We start from the raw sequence: 22,811 nt of genomic DNA, 5'->3' as shown, positions 1-22,811 counted from the left end.
GACTGGGTTCAGTCGGACTGGGTTCAGTCCGGCTGGGCGCCGGACGTCACCCGCTCTTACGCCGGAAGGAACGCCGACCGGTCGTCGGAGCGAGACCTTCCTGGATCTTCTGCGACGCCTTGCCGGTCCCGTCGGCGGTCTGCTCACGGTGCTGGTGGCGCTTGCGCTCCAGGCTCTCGCGGAACTTACGGCGTACGTCGTCCTCGGCGTCGCCGCTGGTTGCCTCGGGTGCCTCGGCGCCGTCCTGGGTGTCGGGCACCTCTGCGGCGTCTCGTGCCGGCTTGGACCCGGCTTCGGGCTTACCCCGCTCTTTGCTGGCCATGGGGCAAAGCCTCGCACGCCTGCCCGCGAGGACGCGAGCGGATTGGCCGTGGCGTACCGGCGGGCGACCCACAGGCACGGGCAGGTCACCGAGCGGCGCGGGTGGACGCCGGTCGGTGACCGAGGTCGGTGGCGGTCGGTAGGGTCGCGGAATGGACATCAGCGTGTCGCGGGAGATCGCCGCGCCGGCGCGGCGGGTCTGGGACCTGCTGGTCGACTGGGAACGCCAGGGTGAGTGGATGCCCCTCACGAAGGTCCGGGTGCTGCCCGGTCCGCGCGAGGGAGTCGGCACCCGGTTGGAGGCGGTCACCGGTGTCGGGCCGGCCGGCGTGGCCGACCCGATGGAGGTGGTCGACTGGGCGCCGCCCGGTCGCTGCGTGGTCCGGCACGACGGCCGGGTGCTGCGGGGGAGCGGGACGTTCGAGATCGAGCCCCTCGCGGCGGACCGGTGCCGCTTCACCTGGCGCGAGGACCTCACCGCGCCCGGCGGAGCGGTCGGAGCAGCCGTGTTCGCCGGGCTCGGGCGGGTGTCCACGCCGTTCTTCGGGTACGCCCTGTCGCGGCTGGCCCGGCTCGCCGAACGCTGAGCAGGTGCCGCGCTCCGGGCCGGACATCGGCGACGGACGACACGATGGATGACGCGGTGGACATTCGGTGCCGTACGCCGCCCGGCCGAACCCGGTCGCGGCCGGCTCAGGTGGCCGCTGGAAGATAGACGACGCTGAACGCCGAACACCCGGGGGCTCACATGCCGCACTCGCCGACCGATCCGCCCGCCGCCCAGACGAACGCCGCCCTGACGGACGCCGTCAACCAGGGCGAACCGGGCGACGACGCGCTCCAGGCCCCCGACGAGGACCTCGACGACGACCTCGACGACCTCGACGACCTCGACGACCTCGAGGCGGCGGCCCGCCCGCGCGCATGGGCAAGTGTGCCCGGGTCCGAGGGGCCCTTCCCCCGGCTGCTCCCCCTGCTGTACGTGATCGGCGGCGCCATCGGCCTGGCCGCGGCGTTCGTGCTGATGGTCGAGAAGATCGAGCTGCTGATCAACCCGGAGTACGTCCCGAGCTGCAACCTCAACCCGATCATCTCCTGCGGTTCGGTGATGAAGACCGGGCAGGCCGCCGCGTTCGGATTCCCCAACCCGCTGCTTGGGGTGGCGGGTTTCGCGGTGGTCCTCACCATCGGCGCCGCGTTGTTCGCGGGCGCGACCTTCCGGCGGTGGTTCTGGCTGGGGCTGCAGGCCGGCACGGTGCTCGCGGTGATCTTCGTGCACTGGCTGATGTACCAGACGCTCTACCGGATCGGCGCGGTCTGTCCGTACTGCGTCGTGGTGTGGTTCGTGACCATCCCGATCTTCCTCTACACCACACTGCACAACCTCGACCGCGGCCACCTGCCCGGCGGCGGCGCCGGCCGGAAGGTCGCCGGCGTGCTGACCCGCTACCACGCGACGATCCTGACCGCGTGGATCATGCTGGTCCTGGTGCTGATCGGGACCCGGTTCTGGTCCTACTGGAGCACCCTGCTCTGAGCGGGCCAGGTGAGCGGGCGTCGGAGTGAGTCGGGCTGAGTCGGCCTGAGTCGGTCGGTACGTCCCACGGCGTAGGCGGGAGTCGTCCGCATGGGCGATTGCCCGGGCCCGGTGTGCGAGCGACTATGAGGCATGAGCACCGAGCAGCAGCCGATGAGGGCCTCGGACCGAGAGCGCGACGAGGTGGCGCAGCGGATCCAGGAGGCCACCGCCGAGGGCCGGTTGACGCTGGAGGAGTCCGGCGAGCGGCTCAGCGGGGTGTTCGCCAGCAGGTACCGCCACGAACTCGCCGCCCTGGTCGCCGACCTGCCGGCGAGCAGTCCGGCGGTGCCGGAGCGGACGGGGTCACCGGCCCGGCCGGCCCGGCCGTCCATGCAGCGGCCGTCCGGCGCCCGGCGATGGGGCGATCCCGGCCTGCTGATCCACACCCTCATCGTGGTGCTGTTGTCGGCCGCGATGCTCGGGCACTGGGTGGGCAGCAACCAGGGGCATCATCCGTGGCCGGTCTTCCCGCTGGTCTGGCTCTGGGTGAGCGTGGCCATCCACGCCCGCCGGCGAAACGACCGGGCCGATCGGCAAAGCCGCCCGTGAGAGCATTCTCGCGGAACGCCGGAGGGTGAGAGAACTCTTCGATTGACCGTGTTCGCGGCCGGTGTCCCGCGGTGCCGCAGAATCGGTCCTGCGGCCTTACGTTTCGTTTTTGTGGCCCGGGCAACGATCCTTGGTGGATCGTAGTCCGGGGGACTTGATGGCTACTCAAGTGCGGGGTGTGTCGCGGCCGGAGCCGGTGATACGCCACAGGATCGGAACTCTCGTCGTTCGTTGGCTGACGACGACCGACCACAAAGTCATCGGTCAGCTGTATCTCATCACGTCGTTCGTCTTCTTCCTGATCGCCGGCGTGATGGCGATGTTCATGCGCGCCGAACTCGCCCGCCCCGGTCAGCAGGTCTTTCGCGGTGACGGTGGAGCGCTGCTCTACAACCAGTTCTTCACCATCCACGGCACCGTCATGTTGTTGTTGTTCGCGACCCCGTTGTTCGTCGGATTCGCGAACGTCATCATGCCGTTGCAGATCGGTGCGCCGGACGTCGCGTTCCCGCGGATGAACATGCTCAGCTACTGGATGTTCCTGTTCGGCGGGCTGATCGTGATGTCGTCGTTCCTCGACCCCGACGGCGCCGCGGCCTTCGGCTGGACGGCGTACACCACGCTGAGCGGACCGGAGTACTCCCCGACGTTCGGTGGCGACCTGTGGGTGATGGGCCTCTACCTCGCGGGCCTGGGCACCATCCTGGGCGGGGTCAACTTCGTCACCACGATCGCCTGCCTGCGCGCGCCCGGAATGACGATGTTCCGGATGCCGATCTTCACCTGGAACGTGCTGTTCACCAGCATCCTGGTGCTGATGGCCTTCCCGGTGCTCGCCGGAACGCTGCTGATGCTGGAGGCCGACCGCAGGCTCGGGGCGCACGTGTTCGACCCCACGTCGTACGGGCCGCTGCTGTGGCAGCACCTGTTCTGGTTCTTCGGTCATCCCGAGGTCTACATCATCGCGCTGCCGTTCTTCGGGATCATCACCGAGATCATTCCGGTGTTCAGCCGCAAACCGTTGTTCGGGTACGTCGGCATGGTGGCCGCCACGACCGGAATCGCGGCGCTGTCGATGGCGGTCTGGGCACACCACATGTTCGTCACGGGCAGTGTGGACCTGCCGTTCTTCTCGTTCATGACGTTCCTCATCGCGGTGCCGACCGGGGTGAAGTTCTTCAACTGGATCGGCTCGATGTGGCGGGGATCGGTGACGTTCGAGACCCCGATGCTGTGGGCGATCGGGTTCCTGGTGACGTTCCTGTTCGGCGGGCTCACCGGGGTGATCCTGGCGTCACCGCCGCTGGACTTCCAGGTCAGCGACACCTATTTCGTGGTGGCTCACTTCCACTACGTCGTCTTCGGCACCGTGGTGTTCGCGATGTTCGGCGGGTTCTACTTCTGGTGGCCGAAGATGACCGGCCGGATGCTGGACGAACGACTGGGAAAGATCCATTTCTGGACGTTGTTCGTCGGATTCCAGATGACGTTCATGGTGCAGCACTGGCTGGGCGTGGAGGGCATGCCCCGGCGATACGTCAACTACCAGCCGGAGGACGGGTTCACCACCCTCAACACCGTGTCCACGGTCGGCGCGTTCCTGCTCGGCCTTTCCACGTTGCCGTTCATTCTCAACGTGATCGTCTCGCGCAACCACCCGAAGGTGGAGCTGGACGACCCCTGGGGCTGGGGTCGCTCGCTGGAGTGGGCGACGGCATCGCCCGCACCGCGCCACAACTTCACCTCCATGCCCCGGATCCGGTCCGACAGTCCGGCCTTTGATCTGCATCACCCCGAGATCGCGAGATTGGAGATCGAGGACAACACCCCCGCAACAACACCCTGAGAATCCGAACGGGACGAAGTTCGCCGGCGTACGCGCCCTTGTGGGGGGCGAGGCCGCAGGTGCTCGGCGTTTCGATCGGAGGATGTGATCACTTCCCCGTGCATCACACATTTTCCGATGACCTGCGAAGGAGGAGGGTCGGGATGACCGAGAATTCCACGTTGGACGTGGATACCGGCGTAAGGCTCGTATCCGAGGAACGGGGCGAGTACGGGGCCGGGCACATTCCGGCGCCGCGCGTGGAGCCCGAGAGTGCAAGGGGCCGGGGCCGGCCGTCGCTGGGTGGGCAGGGTCGCTCGCCACAGGTGACGTTCCGCGCTCCACCGGCTCTTCGGGCGATGGCCGAGGAGCAGGCCGCGCGGGACGGCAAGACGGTGTCCCAGCTCGCGCGCGAGGCGTTCGAGATGTATCTCGCCAGCAAGGGCGGCGCCGGGCTCGGCTGAGGTCGGCTGAGTACGGATCACTGACGAGCAGCGCCCGGGATCCTTCCCGGGCGCTGCTCGCTGCTGTCTGGTGACCGGTGAACCAGAAGCCGGTGAACCAGAAGCCGGTGAACCAGAAGCCGGTGAACCAGAAGCCGGTGAACCAGTAACCGGTGAATCAGAAGCCGGAGAAGAGGTACGGCGCGGCAGGCGGGAAGATCGTGCGCAGCGCCTGGGCGGTCTCGGCGTCGACGGTGCCGTAGCCCTGCAGCGTCAGCTCGGCCGGGTCGATGACGCCGTAGACCAGGGCGGCCAGCCCGTGTGAGGTCAGCCGGGCCGTGCCACCGGAGCCGTTGCCACCGGCGCTCCCGGGCGTGACCTCGAGGGTCCCGCCGCGGCCGTCCAGCGTCCAGGTGCCGGCCACGAAGGGGTCGTCCACCACCTCGACCGTCGCCCGGGCAGCACCGGTCGCGATCCCGGCCAGTCCGGGCACCGACAGTACCCGGCCCATCGGCGCGCTGTGGTTGGGCCCGCTGACCTTCGTCTCGTCGTCGTAGGCGAGGTCGACGTACCACAGGTCGGGGCGTTCGTCCGGCGGCAGCTCGAACGTGAACGAGCTGTACTGGTCGTGGTGGCGGGCCAGCCACTGCAGCAGGAGCGTGCGCCCGATCGGTCCGCGGGTGAGCAGCTGCCGGCCCTGGAGCTCGTTGCCGAAGCCGTTGGTGCGGTAGAGCAGGGCGCCGACGACCTCACCCTCGTGGCGGGCCAGGACGATCCAGTGCTTGTTCTCCTTCGCCACCTCCACGGTGCCGGCCCGGGTGAAGATCGAGAAGCCGTGCCGCTCGCGAAGGAGCGTCTCCAGCAGGGCGTAGTAGTCGTCGAACACCTCACCGATGCGGTGGACGCTCACCTCGCCGGGCACCTCGACCCGCAGCATCCGCTCCAGGCCGCGGGCCTCCAGCCGGATGCTGCGCGGCTTGGGGAACCCGACGTAGCCGAAGCGTTCGTAGAACGACTGCCGGAACGGGTAGAGCGTGCTCAGCACGTGCCCGCTGTCACGCATCTCCTCGTGCATCTGCGTGAGCAGGGTGCGGACGTGGCCGCGCCGGCGGGCCTTCGGGTGGGTCGCCACCCCGCTGATGCCGACCATCGGGAACACCGTGCCCCGGACGTTGTGCCGCATCGAGATCCCGGCCACGACGGCTTCCGCCTCGTCGCCGCCGAACGCGACCAGGTTGACCCGGGAGTCGTCCGCCTCACCGGACTCGAGCTCGGCCCGCTGGCGCTCGACCTGCTCGTCGGGGACCGGTGAGCTCGAGAAGGCGTACGCCCACAGGGGGTTGGCGGTGGTGAGCAGCTCCGTGCCGCTCACCCGGCGGATCGTGGTGGCGGGGTCGGCCGCGCCGTCCTTGCTGGTGGCAGCGGGCGAGGTGGCGGCCTGCGTACCGGCCGGGTCCGGGATCGTGTTCACAGTCGGCGACCCTAACGGCCACCACCCCCAAAGGCCCAGAGGGTCGGCACGGTGACGGTCCGGTCACGCACCGCGCGACCGTCTCCTGATCACCACGTCACCGGATCACCGGGTCACCGGGTGGTGCGGGCGCCGCCGTTGACGTGCAGAACCTGTCCGGTGATGTGCCGGGCGCCGTCGGAGGCCAGGAAGTAGGCCGTCTCGGCGATGTCGGCGGGCTGCCCGATCCGGTCGTTGAGGGTGGCCGTGCGCAGCTGGTCCCGCCGCTGCGGCGTCATCCGGTCGCGGAAGAACTCCGTGGTGGCGATGTAGCCGGGTGCGATCACGTTGGCGGTGATCCCGCGCGGGCCGAGAACGGCCGCGGTGCTCAGGTTCCAGGTGGTCAGCGCCGCCTTGGCCGCGCCGTAGGCTCCGGCGCCGTTGTCCGCCGCGATCGAGCCGACGGAGATCACCGATCCGTGGTCGGCGATGCGGCCGGCGAGCGCGTGCGTGGTGAGGACGGCGGTGAGCACGTTGGCCTCGAAGTTCGTTCGCCACTGGTCGGCGAGGGATTCCAGACTGTCCGGTTCCGCGAGGTCGAAGTCGGTGTTTCCGCCGGCGTTGTTGACCAGGACGTCGACCCGTCCGGGCAGACGTTCGGCGAGTTCGCGTACCTGGGTGGGGTCGGCGCCGTCGCACCGGACGGCCTCGATCCGGCCGGTGCCGGCCCGCACGGTCTCCTTCAGCGGCTCGGGCCGGCGCCCGGTCACGACCACGGTGTCGCCGGCGGCGTCGAACCGCAGGGCGATCGCACGGCCGATGCCGGTGCCGCCGCCGGTGACCACGATGGTGCGGGACATGGTGGCTCCTTCGGAAGGCGTACGTTTAGGTCTAAACGTACGCCGGGACGGGACCCGGACGTCAAGCCGGGAGGATCGATGGCGAAGAAACAGGTGCCCCGCGAGGACGACGACCTGGCGGCGCGGATCGCGACGGCCTGGGAACGCGAACGCCCCGGCACGCCGGTCGGGTCCATCGGGGTCGTCTCCCGGGTGTGGGCGCTGGCGAAGGCGTTCGGTGAGAACCGCCGCCGCGTCCTCGCCGCGGCCGGGGTGGACGCGGCGACTCTCGACCTGCTGAGCACCATCCGGCGCGCGGGCCCGCCGTACACCCTCACCACCCGCGAGATCACCGAACGCACGTTGGTCACCGCCGGGGCCGTCTCGCAGCGGGTGGCCCGGGCCGAACGACAGGGCCTGGTTCGCCGGCGGCCCGTCGGGCCGGGGTCCCGGGCCGTGCGGGTGGAGCTCACCCGGCAGGGACACGCCACGGTCGAGCGCACCGTCGACCTCGTGCTCGGCCAGGAGGTCGAACTGCTCGGCGGCCTCGACGCCGGACAACGGGAGACGCTCGCCGAGCTGCTCCGGCTGCTGTTGCGCGACGTCCGGGAGCGGGTCGGCGAGCTGCCGCCCACCCACGTCGGCACCTGATCCGAGGACTTCGCAACGGCCGGGTTGGCCGGGTGCGGCCCAGCGAACCCACGGCGGGTGGCACCGGTGCGTACTCGTGCCAGGATCGTCGCCAGACGTCGAGCACCCGACCACCGGCGACCACCCACGAGGGGGCGGCATCCCATGACGACGAGCGGCGTACTCGAATGGCGCAGCGACGTCGACAGCACAGGTCGACTCGAACCCGGCCTGATCGAGCGGTACCGCCGCGACGGCTTCGTCCGGGTGCGCGGCGTCCTCGACCAGGCCGAGGCCGAGCACTTCCGCGGCGCGGCCGAACGCTTCCTGCAGGCGCACCGGTCGGAGAGCCTCGCGAAGGACCAGGTGTTCACCCAGCTGGTGAACGTCTGGCGGCAGGACCCGGCGATGAGCGAGCTCACCCTGCACCCGCGACTGGCCGGTGTGGCCGAGCAGCTCGCCGGAATTCCGTTGCGCATCTGGCACGACCACATGCTGGTGAAGGAGCCGCACAACGAGGCGGCGACGGAGTTCCACCAGGACCGGCCGTACTGGCCGCACGACGGCGACCGCCACTCGCTGTCGGCCTGGATCGCGCTGGTCGACGTGCCACCCGAACGCGGCTGCATGACCTTTCTGCCCGGCACGCAGGAACTCACCGGGTTCCGCCCGCAGAACCTCCGCGACGAGGAGGACCTGTTCGACCTCGACCCGTCGCTTCGCTGGGTGCCGCGGGTGACGGTTCCGCTGAAGGCCGGCGACTGCACCTTCCACAGCAGCTACACCGGCCACATGGCGACCCCCAACCGGACCGACCTGGCGCGGCTGGCGCACGTGGCGATCTACATGGACGCCGGTACAAAGTTCTCCGGCGCGCCCCACCCGGTGACCGAGCCGCTCGGTCTCACCGCCGGTCAGTCGCTGGACGGAGAGATGTTCCCGCGCCCGGGCGCATGACGAATTCCCTTCACCAGTAGGGCATTTCGGCGGGTCCGCTTTAATTTCGTCGGACGGCTTCTGTGGTGCGAAGCCGGCTGTCGTACGAATATGTTTCCGGTGCTTTCGTGTTCGCGAGGTCGGCCCATTCCCGAATGCCGGGGACGCCTCCATCCGAGTGTTTTCCCGCGTCTATTCGCCGTGGTGACCGGACTGGCCAACCTTGACCAGGCAAAGGCGTTTCGCGGCCTCCCTCGGATAGGTACCTTCCGAGCGGCAGGTGTTGTTTGTTCTCTGGTGGGGGCGCCGCTTCCGCCGCGAGGAGGCGAATCGCCGTGGAGCCACCCGACGTGGAGTCGTCCGGCCCGTGTTCGTCACGGCCGGCCCGGAGGGTACGGGAAGCGCTCGCGCTGCTGGTCGGTGTGGCGGTGGTGGCCACCGCCGTTCCCGCGGCGGCCGAACCCCCGGACCCGCAGAGCATTCCGAGCCGGCACCAGGTGGAGGTGGCGCGCGGCCGGGCCGCGGACGCGGCGGCCGACGTCGGTCAGGTGCAGGCCCGGCTCGCCGAGGCCGATGCCCGGATGCGTGCGCTCGACGTCGCCGCGCAGATGGCCGTCGAGGCGTACGACACCGCCGTCTTCGGTCGTACGAAAGCCGGCCAGGCGGCTGCTGCCGCGGCGGCGCGGGCGGACCGGGCACGTCGTCAGGTCGAGCAACGCCGGCGTGAGGTGGCCGGCCTCGCGGTGGCCGACTACAGCCAGGACGGCCGGCTGACCGAGATCGTCGCCTACCTGGACGCCGACGGTCCGCGCACCATGCTGGACCGCGCGTCGACGGCGTCGATGGTCTCCACCTCCGCCAACGACGCCTACCAACGGCTGCGCGCCAGCCAGGCGGTCTCCCATGTGCTCGCGCAGGAGGCGACCGCCTCGGCGGGCGTCGAGCGCCGGCGGGCAGCGGACGCGGACCGGGCCCGGCGGCAGGCCGAGGCCGCCCTGGCCACCCAGACCCGGGCCGTCGGTTCGATCGAGGCCGAGAAGGCCGCTCTGGTCGCCCGGCTGGCCGCACTGCAGAACGTCTCCACCGACCTGGCCACGAAACGTCAGGCAGGGCTGGCCGAACAGGCCCGTCAGCGCGCGGAGGCAGCACGTCGCCGCGCCGAACAGGCCGAGCGTGCCCGCCGCCAGCGCGACCAGGGCCGTGCCGACGACAACGGCGGCGGCAGCAGCAGCAGAAAGAGCGGCGGCAACGAGAATCGCAGGGACAAGAAGGACGACGGCGACAACGGTGGCGGCAGTCGGAAATACGACGGCGGATCCTCGCCAGGCAAGGGCGGCGGGTCGTCGCGTCAAGGCGAGCTTGCGGTGGAGTACGCGCTGCGGCAGGTCGGTGAGCCGTACGTCTTCGGCGCCGACGGGCCGGGCAGCTGGGACTGTTCGGGACTGACCATGCGGGCCTGGGAGCACGCGGGCATCTCGATGCCGCACTTCGCCCGCGGTCAGTACTGGCAGTCGCGGAAGGTCCGGCTGGGCCAACTGCGCCCCGGCGACCTGTTGTTCTGGGCCAACAACCCGCGCGACTCGAACACGATCTACCACGTGGCGATGTACATCGGGAACGGCGAGATGGTGCAGGCGCCGCGCCCCGGTCGCGGCGTCGAGGTCAAGTCGATGTTCTACATGGGCAGGCCCACCCAGTTCGCCCGACCGCGCTGAGCCCCGGCACAATCGGCGAGCATGCCGGACCTGATCGCCTTTCTCACCGACTACGGCACGCGGGACGGCTTCGCCGCCGTCTGCCACGGGGTGGCCGCGACGCGGGCGCCGTCGGCCAGGGTGCTCGACCTCACCCACGACGTGCCGCCGCAGGACGTACGCCACGGATCGGTGGTGCTGGCGCGGGTGGCCCGGCACCTGCCGCCGGCGGTCTACGTCGCGGTCGTCGATCCGGGAGTCGGTACGACCCGCCGGGGGCTGGCGCTGCGGGCCGGAACGAGCGTGCTGGTCGGGCCGGACAACGGCCTGCTGCCACCCGCCGCGGACGTGCTCGGCGGTGTGTCCGACGCCTACGCGCTCACCAACACGACGTTGTGGTTGCCGGCCGTCGACCGGACGTTCCACGGCCGGGACGTCTTCATGCCGGTCGGGGCGTTCCTCGCCGCGGGCGGTGCGCTCGGCGAGGTGGGTGACCAGGTGGCGGCCGGCTCCCTGGTGCGGTTGCCCGCACCCGGCCGGACCAGAACCGCCACGTCACTCACGTGTGAGGTGACGTACGTCGACCACTACGGCAACGTGCAGTTGGCAGGAGACGAGGACGACCTCGTGGTCCTGCGCGACTGGGCCGCGCAAGGCTGGGTTGACATCGAGGTGACCGGGCCGGGACCGGCACGCGCGGGTGAGCCAGGGGAGCCGGGCGCGCCGGGCGGAGTACGCGACCGCGCGCGGGTCGGCCGGGCGTTCGGCGACGTACCGGCCGGTGAGCTCCTCGCCTACCTGGACTCCGACCGGCGGCTCGCACTGGCGGTCAACGAGGGTTCGGCGGCGGCCCGGTTGCGGGTGCGCGGCGGCGCCGTGATCACCGTCGCCGCGCCGACGGAAGCGTGAGCGGCCGGCTCCGAACGTCACCGCCCGGAGCCGGCGGCACCACCGCATGTCAGTGCAGGCCGGCGGAGGTCAATGATCTTCAGTGGCCGCCGTTGTCCTTCGCGCGCTGGATGGAGGCGTTGATCTCCTCCTCGGCCTCGGCCCGGCCCACCCAGGTGGCGCCCTCGACCGACTTGCCGGGCTCGAGTTCCTTGTAGACCTCGAAGAAGTGCTGGATCTCCAGCCGGTCGAACTTCGGCAGGTCTTCGATGTCCTCCATGTGGGCCAGCCGCGGGTCCGCGGACGGGACGCACAGGACCTTGTCGTCGCGGCCCTTCTCGTCGCGCATCCGGAACATCGCGATCGGCCGGGCACGGATCAGGCAGCCCGGGAAGGTCGGCTCCTGCAGCAGGACAAGGGCGTCGAGCGGATCGCCGTCCTGGCCGAGAGTGTCGTCGACGAAGCCGTAGTCGGCCGGATACTGCGTCGCCGTGAACAGCGTCCGGTCCAACCGAATTCGACCTGTCACGTGATCCATCTCGTACTTGTTGCGCTGACCCTTGGGGATCTCGATCGTCACGTCGACGTCCACAACGCCTGCCTTTCGTCTTAAGGACCTGCCCGCACAGTGTCCCGCACGTGCGGAGTCGACGGTGGCAGGGCGTTCGGTGCCCGTCGAGGGACGCCCGATCAGTGACGATCGCCCCTCCGGACGGGGGCCGGCCGGAGTGAGCCGGGGGAGGCATCGGCAGGTCCGTGCTGTCCGACACGTAAGGTCACCCGGCAGGTCGGGGTATCTGGACGGTGGGCTTTCGTGGCGGATCGGGGAGGGACGACACGTGCCGGATCGACGAGACGACAGGCGTTCCCACGGTGACGAGCCGGAGGGGCCGGGTCGCGAGGGGGCCGGCCGCGACCCGAGCCCCGACCCGAGTCCCGACTGGTGGGCGGACGAGCGCCGGAGGCGTCAGACCGAGCGCGCCCAGGACGCCGAGGGCGACCGGCCACGGGACACCGACCCTACGCCGGCGGCCCCGCTCCACCCGGCCACCGGCGACTCGGGCACCGGCAGGTCCGGCACCGGCACCGGCGACGCGGGCAGCGGTCACGCGGGCACCGGCCGGTCCCTGATCGACAGTGGTGTCCCCGGCCCCCGCCGGCGTCTGACCGCTGCGGGGGTGGCGATCCTGGTGGTCTGTGCCCTGGTGGTTGCCGGCGTCACGGTGGTGGCGACCGGTGCCGTACGCCTGGGTGGCTCCGGGGCCGGCGTCGCCACGTCGCCCGGCTCGGGCCGTACCACCTCCGCGTCCTCGCCGACGGCGACCCCGACATCCACCCGGGCGCCCGCCCGGGCCGTCCTGCCACCGCCCGGCGGGACACTGCCGACCGCCGCCGGTCTGGCGGCGGCCCTGAAGCGCGAGCTCGGCGTACCCGAACTCGCCAAGCAGCCCACCTCGGTCGCCATCCGGGACGTCACCTCGGGCCGGCTGCTGTACGGCAAGGACCCGTCGGCAGGTTTCATCCCGGCGTCCACCACGAAGCTGCTCACCAGCACCGCGGCGCTCGGCCTGCTCGGTCCGGACCACCGGTTCACCACGAAGGTGGTCCGCGGTGCCAAGCCGGGGCAGATCGTCCTGGTCGGCGGCGGCGACCCGTCCCTGGCGACCGCCGCCGCCCGGAGCCGGATCGCCGATCCCGCGCACAGCTTCCGCGACGCCCCGACCGTGGACAGCCTCGCCGCCCGGACCGCGAAGGCGCTGCGGGCCGCCGGCACCACGTCGGTGTCCGTACGCGTCGACGACTCGTTGTTCTCCGAGCAGGTCAACCCCAAGTGGGAGGCGCAGTACGTCCCGACCGGCGTGGTGGCCCGGATCTCCGCGCTGTGGGTGGACGAGAACAAGCTGTCCTGGCCCTCCCGGTTGCCGCGGGCCAAGGATCCGGCGGTGGTGGCCGGTGACGCGTTCGTCGCCGCGCTGGGCAAGAACGGCATCACCGTGACGGGAGAGCCGAGCCACGGTCGGGCACCGGCCAAGGCCGCGACCGTCGCCTCGGTCCAGTCGCCGCCGCTGGCGGACCTCGTAGGACACGTGCTGCTGGTCAGCGACAACGACGGTGCGGAGATCCTCGCCCGGCAGGTGGCGGTGGCCTCGGGAAAGCCGGCGACGTTCGCCGGAGCCGCCGCGGCGGTCAAGGCCGAGCTCACCCGGCTCGGTGTCGCCGGGGCGGACAAGATCTCGCTGTACGACGGAAGCGGGCTGTCCCGGCACAACCGGATCAGCGCCGACGTGCTCACCAAGGTCCTCGTGGTGGCGTCCCGGTCCCAGAACCCGAAGCTGCGCCCGGTCCTCGCCGGCCTTCCGATCGCCGGCTTCACCGGCAGCCTCGCCCGGCGCTTCGGCGGGTCGGACGGTGTGGGCCTGGTCCGGGCCAAGACCGGAACGCTGAGCGGAGTGTCCTCGCTGGCCGGTCTGGCGACCACGAAGGACGGCGCCACGCTGGCCTTCGCCGTGATGTCGGACAAGGCCACCAAATACGACCCGCACACGGCGATCGACGCCCTGGTGGCCGAGCTCGCCGACTGCGGTTGCCGTTGACGGACCCCCAGGTACACCCGGAACGGCGCGGGTCCAACCCTCGAGGACCCGCCCCGGCCCGGCCCGGAGGTTTCGCATCGATCGCTGGACGGTCGGCGGGAGCGCGTACGGTGGGGGAATGAGTCAAACCGAGGCAGCTGACGGCATCGACTCCATGGTCGACTGGGACCTCGCTCTCACGACCGCACGCCGTCTTCTCCGACCCGGACCCGACGTCAGCGTCGACGAGGCGCGGCAGGTGGTCTCCGACCTTCGCGAGTTCGCCCAGCAGGCCGAGGGACACGTGCGCGCCTACACCGGGCTGCAGGCCACCGGGGCCAGGGCTCCGGTCGTCGTGGTCGACCGGGCCGGCTGGACCCAGGCCAACGTCGACGCGTTCCGCCAGATCCTCGAGCCGCTGGCCGAGAAGCTGGCCGAACGGCGCGGGGCGGACTCGCCGATGGGCGCCCTCGGTTCACGGGTGACCGGGGTGGAGACCGGCGCCCTGCTGGCGTTCCTTTCCAGCAAGGTGCTCGGGCAGTTCGACCCGTTCTGGTCCGACGACCTCCCGGCGACGGTGCCCGAGCCGCGGCACAGCGCCGACCGACCCCAGGGCACCGGCACGTTCGTCGATCCCTCGGGTGGCCCCGACGGCCACTCCTCCGAGCTGGCGACGGCGCCGCCGGTGGGCCGGCTGCTGCTGGTCGCCCCCAACGTCGCCCACATCGAACGCGAGCTGGAGGTCGACCCGCGCGACTTCCGCCTGTGGGTGTGCCTGCACGAGGAGACCCACCGGGTGCAGTTCACCGCAGTCCCGTGGCTGCGTGACCATCTGCGTGGCCAGATCAGGTCGTTCCTGGAGCACACCGACCTCGACCCGAGCGCGGTGTTCGGCCAGCTGCGGCAGGGGCTTGAGCAGGTCGGCCGGATGGCCCGGGGTGGCGGCGACCAGAACGTCTCGTTCCTCGACCTGGTGCAGACCCCGGAACAGCGGGAGGTGCTCGACCGGGTCACGGCCGTCATGTCCCTGCTGGAGGGCCACGCCGACGTCGTGATGGACGGCGTGGGCCCGGAGGTCATCCCGTCCGTCGCCACCATCCGCGACCGCTTCCAGCACCGCAGGGGCGGCGGCAACTGGCTCGACCAGTTGCTCAAGCGCATGCTCGGCCTGGACGCGAAGCTGCGGCAGTACCGCGACGGCGCGGCGTTCGTGCGCACCGTCGTCAGCCGGGTCGGCCAGGACGGCTTCAACCAGGTCTGGTCCGGGCCGGACGCGCTGCCGACCAAGGCCGAGATCACCGACCCCGACGCGTGGGTGCGGCGGGTGCACGGCTTCCCGAACTGACTCGCCCACACCTGACCCACACCTGACCGGAAGCTGATCCATGGGGCCGTACCCCGCCGTCGCGTCGGTCCGGCTGGCGGTCCGCCGGGCGCTCGCCGACCTCCCACCGGGGGCGCGGGTGCTGGTGGCCTGCTCCGGCGGCGCGGACTCCACCGCGCTGGCCGCCGCCACCGCCTTCGAGGCCGCGCGGGCGGACTGGTCCGCGGGCGGGGTGACGGTCGACCACGGGTTGCAGGCCGGTTCGGCCGAGCGCGCCGCCGCGGTCGAGGAGTTCCTGCTCGGCCTCGGCCTGGCGCCGGTGGAGACCGCGACCGTACGCGTCGAACGGGCCGGCGGGCCCGAGGCGGCCGCCCGCCGGGCCCGCTACACCGCACTGGACGAGGTGGCCGACCGGCACGGCGCGGCCGCCGTCCTGCTCGGGCACACCCTCGACGACCAGGCCGAGACCGTGCTGCTCGGCCTGGCCCGCGGTTCGGGTACGCGGTCGCTGGCGGGGATGTCGCCCGGTGGCGCCATGTCCCGGAGTGGTGCCGGCCGCTACCGCCGTCCGCTGCTCGGCCTGACCCGCGCCACCACCGAGGCGGCCTGTACGGCGGAGGGGCTGCGGTTCTGGTCCGACCCGCACAACACCGACCCGGCGTACACCCGGTCCCGCGTCCGCCACCAGGTGCTGCCGGTGCTCGAACGCGAACTCGGCCCCGGCGTCGCCGCCGCCCTGGCCCGCACCGGTGACCTGCTCCGCGACGACGCCGACGCGCTGGACGAGGCGGCTGACGAGGCGTACGCCAAGTGCCGTACGCCCGGCCCGGCGGCCGGCGCCGCGGCGGTCGTGCTCGAGGTCGAGGTGCTCGCCGCGCTGCCGGCGGCGATCCGGCGCCGGGTGCTGCGGCGCGCGGCCCTGGCCGCCGGTAGCCCCGGCACCGACCTCACCGCGGGCCACCTCGCCGCGCTCGACGCCCTGGTCACCGACTGGCACGGCCAGGCGTGGGTGGAGGTGCCCGGCGACGTCCGGATCACCCGGCGTGACGGAGAGATCCGGCTGCGGCGGGAGCGGTGACACGGGCGCGGGGTGCGGGTCCGTACGCCCGGGCAGGTGTGGCACGCTGCTGCCAGATGCCCGGTTCGAGATGCGGAGCTGCGCGGTGGACCCCGAGCACATCAGTCAGGACCTGAAGGCCGTCCTCCTCACCGAGGAGGAAATCCAGAGCAAGATCCTCGAACTCGCCGCCGCCGTCGAGCGCGACTACGACGGCATGGAGCTCCTGCTCGTCGGCGTACTCAAGGGCGCGGTCATGGTGATGGCCGACTTCGCCCGCGCCCTGACCCGGCACGCCGAGATGGACTGGGTGGCGTACTCCTCCTACGGCTCGGGCACGCGCTCCTCGGGTGTGGTGCGCATCCTCAAGGACCTCGACACCGACATCACCGGGCGCAACGTGCTGATCGTCGAGGACATCATCGACACCGGGCTCACGCTGTCCTGGCTGGTGGCCAATCTGCGGTCCCGGGGTGCGGCGTCGGTGGAGATCTGTACCCTTCTGCGCAAGCCGGAGGCGGCCAAGATGGCGGTGTCGGTGAAGTATGTCGGTTTCGACATTCCCGACGAGTTCGTCGTCGGCTACGGCCTGGACCACGCCGAGCGTTACCGCAACCTGCGCTGTGTCGGCACGCTCGCGCCGCACGTGTACTCCGACTGAGCCCACCGGGGCCCGAACCGCTCGGACCGGACCTGGCCTGAGCAGTCGGACTGAGCAGTCGGCCTGGCGGGCATCGGGTAGGAGAGGCGCCGAAGGAGGTTCGACCTGGAGCAGTCGCCACGACCGCACGAGGTCGGCACGTCGCACGGCGTGCCGGTCCGGGACGTTTGCCCGGATCCGCACCACTAACGGGTGCTGCTGGGAACACTCGACCTGACCTGCGACGTTGCGTCTGTTGAGATAGACGGGCCAGAGTACGCCGTGGTGTGTCGGCCAACCGGCCGGTGTACCGTCGTACTTTCCTCACGCCGTGGGGCAAGAGCGGTGCGATCACCGTTCGAGGGACGGTCGTTCCGAAGCACCGCACCGCCCCCTGGCGATGCGGAACGATGAGCAGGAGGGACGGGGCCTAAAGCCCCGGGAGTATGGACGTCAAGCGATTCTTCCGCGGGCCGATCTTCTGGATCGCCGTACTCATCATCGCGATCCTGTTCGTCGGTGAAATCGCCTCGAGATCGGGCGGTTTCCAGGCGGAGGACACCTACAAGGTCGTCGACCAGATCCGGTCCAACCGCGTCGCCTCCGCCGTCATCGTGGGCGGCACCGACCAGGAGATCCGGATCACCACCAAGGACGGCAAGAAGCTGCGTGCCGCCTGGGTGAACGGCCAGGACCTCGAGCTGCAGAAGCTGCTCCAGCAGAAGGCCGACCAGAAGCAGCTGACCGACGGCTACAACGTCGAGATCGCCCAGCCCAGCCTGTTCGGGTCACTGCTGTCGACCCTGTTGCCGTTCGTACTCATCGCCTTGTTGTTCCTGTTCCTGATGAACCAGTTCCAGGGCGGCGGCAGCCGGGTGATGAACTTCGGCAAGTCCAAGGCCAAACTCATCAGCAAGGACACCCCGAAGTCCACCTTCAACGACGTCGCCGGCTGCGACGAGGCGATCGAGGAACTCGGCGAGATCAAGGAGTTCCTGCAGGAGCCGGCGAAGTTCCAGGCCGTGGGAGCGAAGATCCCCAAGGGTGTCCTGCTCTACGGCCAGCCCGGCACCGGTAAGACACTGCTGGCCCGCGCTGTCGCCGGTGAGGCGGGAGTCCCCTTCTACTCCATCTCCGGTTCGGACTTCGTGGAGATGTTCGTCGGTGTCGGCGCCTCCCGGGTGCGCGACCTGTTCGAACAGGCCAAGGCCAACGCGCCCGCCATCGTCTTCATCGACGAGATCGACGCGGTGGGCCGCCACCGCGGCGCCGGTCTCGGCGGTGGTCACGACGAGCGCGAGCAGACCCTCAACCAGCTGCTGGTCGAGATGGACGGCTTCGACGTACGCGGCGGCGTCATCCTGATCGCGGCCACCAACCGGCCCGACATCCTCGACCCGGCGCTGCTGCGCCCGGGCCGCTTCGACCGGCAGATCAGCGTCGAGGCGCCCGACCTGATCGGCCGTAACAAGATCCTCCAGGTGCACGCGCGCGGCAAGCCCATGCAGACCGAGGTCGACCTGATGGCGGTGGCCCGGCGCACGCCCGGCTTCAGCGGTGCCGACCTGGCCAACGTGCTGAACGAGGCGGCGCTGCTCACCGCCCGCCAGAACAAGAAGCTCATCGACGACGACGCGCTGGACGAGGCCATCGACCGGGTGATCGCCGGCCCGCAGAAGCGCACCCGCCTGATGAGCGACAAGGAGAAGAAGATCACGGCCTACCACGAGGGCGGACACGCTCTGGTGGCGGCGGCGCTGCCGGGCACCGACCCGGTGCACAAGGTCACGATTCTTCCGCGCGGGCGGGCACTCGGCTACACCATGGTGCTGCCGGACGAGGACAAGTACTCCACCACCCGGTCGGAGATGCTGGACAAGCTCGCCTACATGATGGGCGGCCGGGCCGCCGAGGAGCTCGTCTTCCACGACCCGACGACCGGCGCCTCCAACGACATCGAGAAGGCCAGCGCGCTGGCCCGGGCGATGGTCACGCAGTACGGCATGACCGAACGCCTCGGCGCCATCCGGTTCGGGGAGAACAACGGCGAGCCGTTCCTGGGCCGCGACATCGGTCACCAGCGCAACTACTCCGAAGAGGTCGCCGCCCTGGTCGACGAGGAGGTCCGCCGCCTGGTCGACAACGCGCACCAGGAAGCGTTCGACATCCTGGTCGAGAACCGCGACGTCCTGGACAGCCTCGTGCTGGAGCTGTTCGAGCACGAGACCCTGGACAAGGGCGAGATCGAGACCGTCTTCCAGCCGATCCGCCGGCGTCCGATCCGGCCCGCCTGGACCGGGTCGCCGACCCGCCGTCCGTCGGAGATCCCGCCCGTCGACGCGCCGAAGGTGACGCTGTCGCCCAACGGCAACCAGCCCGAGGGTGGCCTGGTGATCGCGCCGTCGCCGGAGGGTGAGTCGGACGTGCAGGGCGGACGCCCGACTCCGGGGGACCACGCCGAGCCGTCGTGAGGTCCGAACGGGATCGACGGGCCGACGACGACCGGCGACGACCGGCGACCGAAACCTCACGACGTACAGACCCACGACGTACAGAGACCGACGACAGGACTGCCGTGACCGCAGACGCGACGGGCGTGACTGACGTGACAGATCTGCACGCCCCGGCCGAGATTCCACCGTTCGACCACGGCCGGGCCGAGCGGGCCATCCGTGAGCTGCTGCTCGCGGTGGGGGAGGACCCCGACCGGGAAGGGCTGCGCGACACCCCGGCCCGGGTGGCGCGTTCGTACGCCGAGATGTTCGCCGGCCTGCGGATGACGCCGGAGTCGGTGCTGAGCACCACCTTCGACCTCGGCCACGACGAGATGGTGCTGGTCAAGGACATCGAGGTGTGGTCGGTGTGCGAGCACCACCTGGTGCCGTTCACCGGCAACGCGCACATCGGCTACATCCCGAACGCCGAGGGGCAGATCACCGGCCTGTCCAAGCTGGCCCGGCTGGTCGACGTGTACGCGAAGCGGCCACAGGTGCAGGAGCGGCTGACCACCCAGGTGGCGGAGGCGTTGCTGCGCATCCTGTCCCCGCGCGGCGTCATCGTGGTGATCGAGTGCGAGCACCTGTGCATGACCATGCGGGGCGTCCGCAAACCGGGCGCGAAGACCGTGACGTCGGCGGTGCGTGGTCAGCTGCGCGACCCGGCCACCCGGGCCGAGGCGATGAGCCTCATCATCGGCGCCTGAGCGGAACTCCGCACCGGAGCGAACCCCGGGAGCGGTCACGGCATCGGCCCCCGAGCGGCGCCGTCGGCCCTCCTGGCAGGGAGAGCCGCCGGCGCCGTCGTACTTCGCGCCTCGCTCTACAACCCGACCGGGACGTGCGGCATGTGCACCCACAACTGGCGTTGGTGGAGGTAGGAACGGTCGGGGATCTGCTCCAGCAGTGAGACGACCTCGCGCCGGGCACCTTGGGCACGTGCGGTCTGGACGAGCTGACCACGGGAGGCGGGGCCGGTCGCGAACGCGTCGTCGAGGATCTCGAGGATCTCGACCCGGGTGACGGGCTCGGCGGGCGCGACGTCGGCCGTGGGGGTGACGGTGACGTCGGCGGTGGCGGGGCTCATGACTCTCCTTTCATGTGGGCGGCCGGAATCTCCGCCGCCCTTTCGAGCTGTGACCCATCCCTCACCCGCAGTCAACGTACCAAAGGTCCCCGGCCCTCGGGCACTTCCCCGGCAATCGCAGGCTCTCAGTGCAGGGCGTCGAGGAGCATGGGCAACGAGCGGTGGAGTTCGCGTTGCCAGTAAGGCCAGCTGTGGGTTCCGGGCCCGTAGAAGTGGGTCTCCACCCGGCGAGCCCCGGCCTGCTCCAGCCGGTCGGCCAGCACCCGATTCTCCGACTCGAGGAGCGTCTCCAACGCGCTCGTACGTCCGGGTGGGTCCAACGGGCCTGTCTGGCCGTTGCCACAGGAGAGATAGATCGGGATGCGCCGCAGTTGCCGCACCAGGTCCACCGGGTTGTGCGCGGCCCACACCCCCGCCTGGGCACTCGGGTCGCCCCACAGGTTCATCGGGTCGTCGACGTACCCGCCGACCAGGTCCAGGACGAACTGCGTCGCCCCGGGCGTGTACCGGGTGTCGACGACGCCGCTGTAGGACGCGGCGGCGCGGAACATCCCCGGGTGCCGGCCGGCGTACGACAGCGCGCCGAAGCCGCCCATCGACAGCCCGGCGACCACCCGGCGGTGGCCGGCGCCGTAGTCGCGTTCGACGATCCGGCGTACCTCGGTCAGGTGGAACCGCTCCCAGGCGGGCGGACCGGCCTGCCCGGCGTTGTACCAGTCGCTGTAGAAGCCGATGTTGCCCGCCTCGGGCATCACCACGAGGACGTTCCGCAGCGCGGGGATCGAGGCCACGTCGGTGAGCGCGGTCCAGCTGGTGTAGTCGCCGCAGCACCCGTGCAGCAGGTAGAGCACCGGCCAGTGCCGGCCCGGCCGCCGGTGCTCCCAGCCGTCCGGTGTCAGCAGCCGCACCTTGGCGGTCGTGCCGAGGGCGGGTGAGTCGATCGTCAGGTCGATCTGGCGGGGCGCGACCTGCTCCTCGCCGACGACCCGGGCACCACCGGCCGCGCCGGTGGAGGCGATGGAGGCGGTGAAGTTGGTGGAGCCGGTGCCCGCGGTGGCCGCCCGCGCCGGCGCCGCACCGGTGACCAGGGCGGACAGGGCGAGCAGGAACGCGACGAGGAGGACGGCGACGCGACGGTTGTCGGAGCGAGGCTCTACGATCGCCGCGCGGGCGACGCCAGGCGGCGCCGCGGAGCTGGTGGGGAGCGGGGACATCCGGTGACCTCCCGGGTTCGGGGTGGCTGAGCTGATGTCAGCCGACGCCGGGCCGATGTCGGGCCGGCTTCGGGGGCTGGCTTCGGGGCTGGCTTCGGGCTGGTTCGATCTCTGGTGTCGCCGCTGAAGGTCGTGGTGGCCTGGCTGTGAGTCAAGGTCTGCCGCCGACGTTGGCCAACCGGCGCCGGGCGCCACGAGACGAAGTGAGGTGAGGTCGTGCGGGTGAGTGGTGTACCCACTGCGTACCTCCCTGGCCTGCCCCAGCCCCGCCGCGCGCTGGTGATGGGGGTGCTCAACGTCACGCCCGACTCGTTCTCCGACGGCGGCCGGTGGCTGGAGCCCGACAAGGCGATCGCCCACGGCCACGAGCTGCTCGTCGAAGGTGCCGATCTGCTCGACGTGGGCGGTGAGTCGACCCGTCCCGGTGCCGACCGACCCTCGGAGGAGGAAGAACTGGCCCGGGTTCTGCCGGTGGTGCGGGCGCTGGCCGGCGCCGGTGCGCTGGTCTCGGTCGACACCATGCGCTCCCGGGTCGCCCAGGAGACGGTCGAGGCCGGTGCGGTGATGGTCAACGACGTGTCCGGCGGCCTGGCCGACCCGCGGATGCTGCCCTTCGTCGCGGCCGCGGGGATTCCGTACATCTGCATGCACTGGCGGGCGCACTCGGCCCGGATGCAGGAGCACGCCACCTACGACGACGTGGTGGAGACGGTGGTCACCGAGCTGGGCGACCGCCTGGCGGCCGCCGAGGCCGCCGGCATCGCGCCGGAGCTGCTGGCGATCGACCCGGGTCTGGGGTTCGCGAAGACCGGCGAACACAACTGGGCCCTGCTGGCCGGGTTCGACCGCCTCGCCTCGCTCGGCCGCCCGGTGCTGGTGGCCGCCTCCCGCAAGGCGTTCCTGGGCAACCTGCTGGCCGACCCGCAGACCGGGCAGCGCCGGCGCACGGTCGACCGCGACGACGCCAGCGCGGCGGTCGCGGTGCTGGCGGCAGCGGCCGGCGCATGGTGTGTCCGGGCCCACGCCGTCCGGCCAACTCTGGACGGTGTCCGGGTGGCCGCCGCCTGGGGTGCGGCCCCGGCGGGGCACGACACCGGCCACGATCGACCGGACACCCGCACGTGATCACCGCCGGACGACCACCGCGAACACGCTGTGACCAGGCCGTGAGCGGGCGGTGAACATCGTGACGACCGTTTCCCCCACCCGCTGCGGCCCGCGTGGCGGACGAAACAAACAGGCCCCTCGGGTTGTCGTTATGGCAGGG

Annotated in this window: 22 protein-coding genes; 16 read left to right on the top strand and 6 right to left on the bottom strand. The window is 71.0% G+C overall.

The genetic code is table 11. The features are described 5' to 3' along the window. Positions 1-46 precede the first annotated feature (46 nt). Positions 47-322, bottom strand: coding sequence for a DUF5302 domain-containing protein (locus tag FHR37_RS22015; protein ID WP_175542407.1), 276 nt, complete (start codon positions 320-322; stop codon positions 47-49). A 151-nt stretch (positions 323-473) separates the two neighbouring features. Here FHR37_RS22015 and FHR37_RS22010 point away from each other — a divergent pair, with 151 nt between their 5' ends. From FHR37_RS22010 to FHR37_RS31940, 5 genes are all read left to right on the top strand, one after another. Beyond that, a complete protein-coding gene (locus FHR37_RS22010; RefSeq protein ID WP_092882286.1) occupies positions 474-908 on the top strand; it encodes an SRPBCC family protein in 435 nt (144 codons plus the stop codon). 161 nt (positions 909-1,069) lie between these two features. After that, positions 1,070-1,858, top strand: coding sequence for a vitamin K epoxide reductase family protein (locus tag FHR37_RS22005; protein ID WP_092882287.1), 789 nt, complete (start codon positions 1,070-1,072; stop codon positions 1,856-1,858). Positions 1,859-1,990: 132 nt separating this feature from the next. Beyond that, positions 1,991-2,449 (top strand): DUF1707 SHOCT-like domain-containing protein, encoded by a 459-nt coding sequence (locus FHR37_RS22000; RefSeq protein ID WP_092882288.1) that lies wholly within the window; start codon positions 1,991-1,993, stop codon positions 2,447-2,449. A 157-nt stretch (positions 2,450-2,606) separates the two neighbouring features. Next, positions 2,607-4,295 (top strand): aa3-type cytochrome oxidase subunit I, encoded by a 1,689-nt coding sequence (gene ctaD / locus FHR37_RS21995; RefSeq protein WP_092882289.1) that lies wholly within the window; start codon positions 2,607-2,609, stop codon positions 4,293-4,295. Positions 4,296-4,438: 143 nt separating this feature from the next. Next, complete coding sequence (locus tag FHR37_RS31940; protein WP_237768658.1) at positions 4,439-4,738, top strand: hypothetical protein; 300 nt, start codon at positions 4,439-4,441, stop codon at positions 4,736-4,738. Between the two features lie 157 nt (positions 4,739-4,895). Here the strand turns inward: FHR37_RS31940 and FHR37_RS21985 are convergent, their stop codons facing one another. Both FHR37_RS21985 and FHR37_RS21980 read right to left on the bottom strand, forming a co-directional pair. After that, complete coding sequence (locus tag FHR37_RS21985) at positions 4,896-6,188, bottom strand: GNAT family N-acetyltransferase (protein ID WP_092882290.1); 1,293 nt, start codon at positions 6,186-6,188, stop codon at positions 4,896-4,898. A gap of 113 nt (positions 6,189-6,301) precedes the next feature. Then, positions 6,302-7,027, bottom strand: coding sequence for an SDR family NAD(P)-dependent oxidoreductase (locus FHR37_RS21980; RefSeq protein WP_092882291.1), 726 nt, complete (start codon positions 7,025-7,027; stop codon positions 6,302-6,304). Between the two features lie 78 nt (positions 7,028-7,105). Between FHR37_RS21980 and FHR37_RS21975 the strand changes: the two genes are divergently transcribed. From FHR37_RS21975 to FHR37_RS21960, 4 genes are all read left to right on the top strand, one after another. Next, a complete protein-coding gene (locus tag FHR37_RS21975) occupies positions 7,106-7,657 on the top strand; it encodes a MarR family winged helix-turn-helix transcriptional regulator (RefSeq protein ID WP_092882292.1) in 552 nt (183 codons plus the stop codon). A gap of 144 nt (positions 7,658-7,801) precedes the next feature. After that, positions 7,802-8,593 (top strand): phytanoyl-CoA dioxygenase family protein, encoded by a 792-nt coding sequence (locus FHR37_RS21970; protein ID WP_092882293.1) that lies wholly within the window; start codon positions 7,802-7,804, stop codon positions 8,591-8,593. A gap of 314 nt (positions 8,594-8,907) precedes the next feature. Further along, the gene (locus FHR37_RS33255; protein ID WP_092882294.1) at positions 8,908-10,287 is read left to right on the top strand and encodes a C40 family peptidase; all 1,380 of its coding nucleotides are present in this window, start codon (positions 8,908-8,910) and stop codon (positions 10,285-10,287) included. 21 nt (positions 10,288-10,308) lie between these two features. Next, positions 10,309-11,175, top strand: a complete 867-nt coding sequence (locus FHR37_RS21960; RefSeq protein ID WP_092882295.1) for an SAM hydrolase/SAM-dependent halogenase family protein — start codon at positions 10,309-10,311, stop codon at positions 11,173-11,175. A gap of 79 nt (positions 11,176-11,254) precedes the next feature. Here the strand turns inward: FHR37_RS21960 and FHR37_RS21955 are convergent, their stop codons facing one another. Then, complete coding sequence (locus FHR37_RS21955) at positions 11,255-11,746, bottom strand: inorganic diphosphatase (protein ID WP_092882296.1); 492 nt, start codon at positions 11,744-11,746, stop codon at positions 11,255-11,257. 247 nt (positions 11,747-11,993) lie between these two features. Here FHR37_RS21955 and dacB point away from each other — a divergent pair, with 247 nt between their 5' ends. From dacB to folE, 6 genes are all read left to right on the top strand, one after another. After that, the gene (gene dacB, locus FHR37_RS21950; protein ID WP_175542408.1) at positions 11,994-13,748 is read left to right on the top strand and encodes a D-alanyl-D-alanine carboxypeptidase/D-alanyl-D-alanine endopeptidase; all 1,755 of its coding nucleotides are present in this window, start codon (positions 11,994-11,996) and stop codon (positions 13,746-13,748) included. A 118-nt stretch (positions 13,749-13,866) separates the two neighbouring features. Continuing rightward, on the top strand, positions 13,867-15,072 hold the full coding sequence (locus FHR37_RS21945; RefSeq protein WP_237768659.1) for a zinc-dependent metalloprotease: 1,206 nt from the start codon (positions 13,867-13,869) through the stop codon (positions 15,070-15,072). Positions 15,073-15,112: 40 nt separating this feature from the next. Then, positions 15,113-16,129 (top strand): tRNA lysidine(34) synthetase TilS, encoded by a 1,017-nt coding sequence (gene tilS, locus FHR37_RS21940; protein ID WP_092882299.1) that lies wholly within the window; start codon positions 15,113-15,115, stop codon positions 16,127-16,129. Between the two features lie 70 nt (positions 16,130-16,199). Further along, positions 16,200-16,769 carry a hypoxanthine phosphoribosyltransferase gene (hpt, locus tag FHR37_RS21935; RefSeq protein WP_202884550.1) on the top strand — a complete coding sequence of 190 codons (570 nt, stop codon included), beginning with the start codon at positions 16,200-16,202 and terminating at the stop codon, positions 16,767-16,769. Positions 16,770-17,194: 425 nt separating this feature from the next. Further along, positions 17,195-19,219, top strand: a complete 2,025-nt coding sequence (ftsH, locus tag FHR37_RS21930; protein WP_092882300.1) for an ATP-dependent zinc metalloprotease FtsH — start codon at positions 17,195-17,197, stop codon at positions 19,217-19,219. 134 nt (positions 19,220-19,353) lie between these two features. Then, positions 19,354-19,950: a GTP cyclohydrolase I FolE gene (gene folE / locus FHR37_RS21925; RefSeq protein ID WP_456237030.1), complete on the top strand. Its 597-nt coding sequence runs from the start codon at positions 19,354-19,356 to the stop codon at positions 19,948-19,950. A gap of 116 nt (positions 19,951-20,066) precedes the next feature. Here the strand turns inward: folE and FHR37_RS21920 are convergent, their stop codons facing one another. Together FHR37_RS21920 and FHR37_RS21915 are read right to left on the bottom strand one after the other, a co-directional pair. Further along, entirely contained in the window at positions 20,067-20,330 is a 264-nt protein-coding gene (locus FHR37_RS21920) for a DUF2795 domain-containing protein (RefSeq protein WP_092882301.1), read from the bottom strand. Positions 20,331-20,455: 125 nt separating this feature from the next. Next, positions 20,456-21,544, bottom strand: coding sequence for an alpha/beta hydrolase (locus tag FHR37_RS21915; protein WP_092882302.1), 1,089 nt, complete (start codon positions 21,542-21,544; stop codon positions 20,456-20,458). A gap of 282 nt (positions 21,545-21,826) precedes the next feature. Here FHR37_RS21915 and folP point away from each other — a divergent pair, with 282 nt between their 5' ends. Then, on the top strand, positions 21,827-22,669 hold the full coding sequence (gene folP, locus FHR37_RS21910; protein WP_092882481.1) for a dihydropteroate synthase: 843 nt from the start codon (positions 21,827-21,829) through the stop codon (positions 22,667-22,669). Positions 22,670-22,811 lie beyond the last annotated feature (142 nt).

This window comes from Actinopolymorpha cephalotaxi, from assembly GCF_013408535.1.
Taxonomy (GTDB): domain Bacteria; phylum Actinomycetota; class Actinomycetes; order Propionibacteriales; family Actinopolymorphaceae; genus Actinopolymorpha; species Actinopolymorpha cephalotaxi.
Note: the sequence above shows the minus strand (reverse complement) of the source record. Positions and strands in the feature narration are given on the sequence as shown.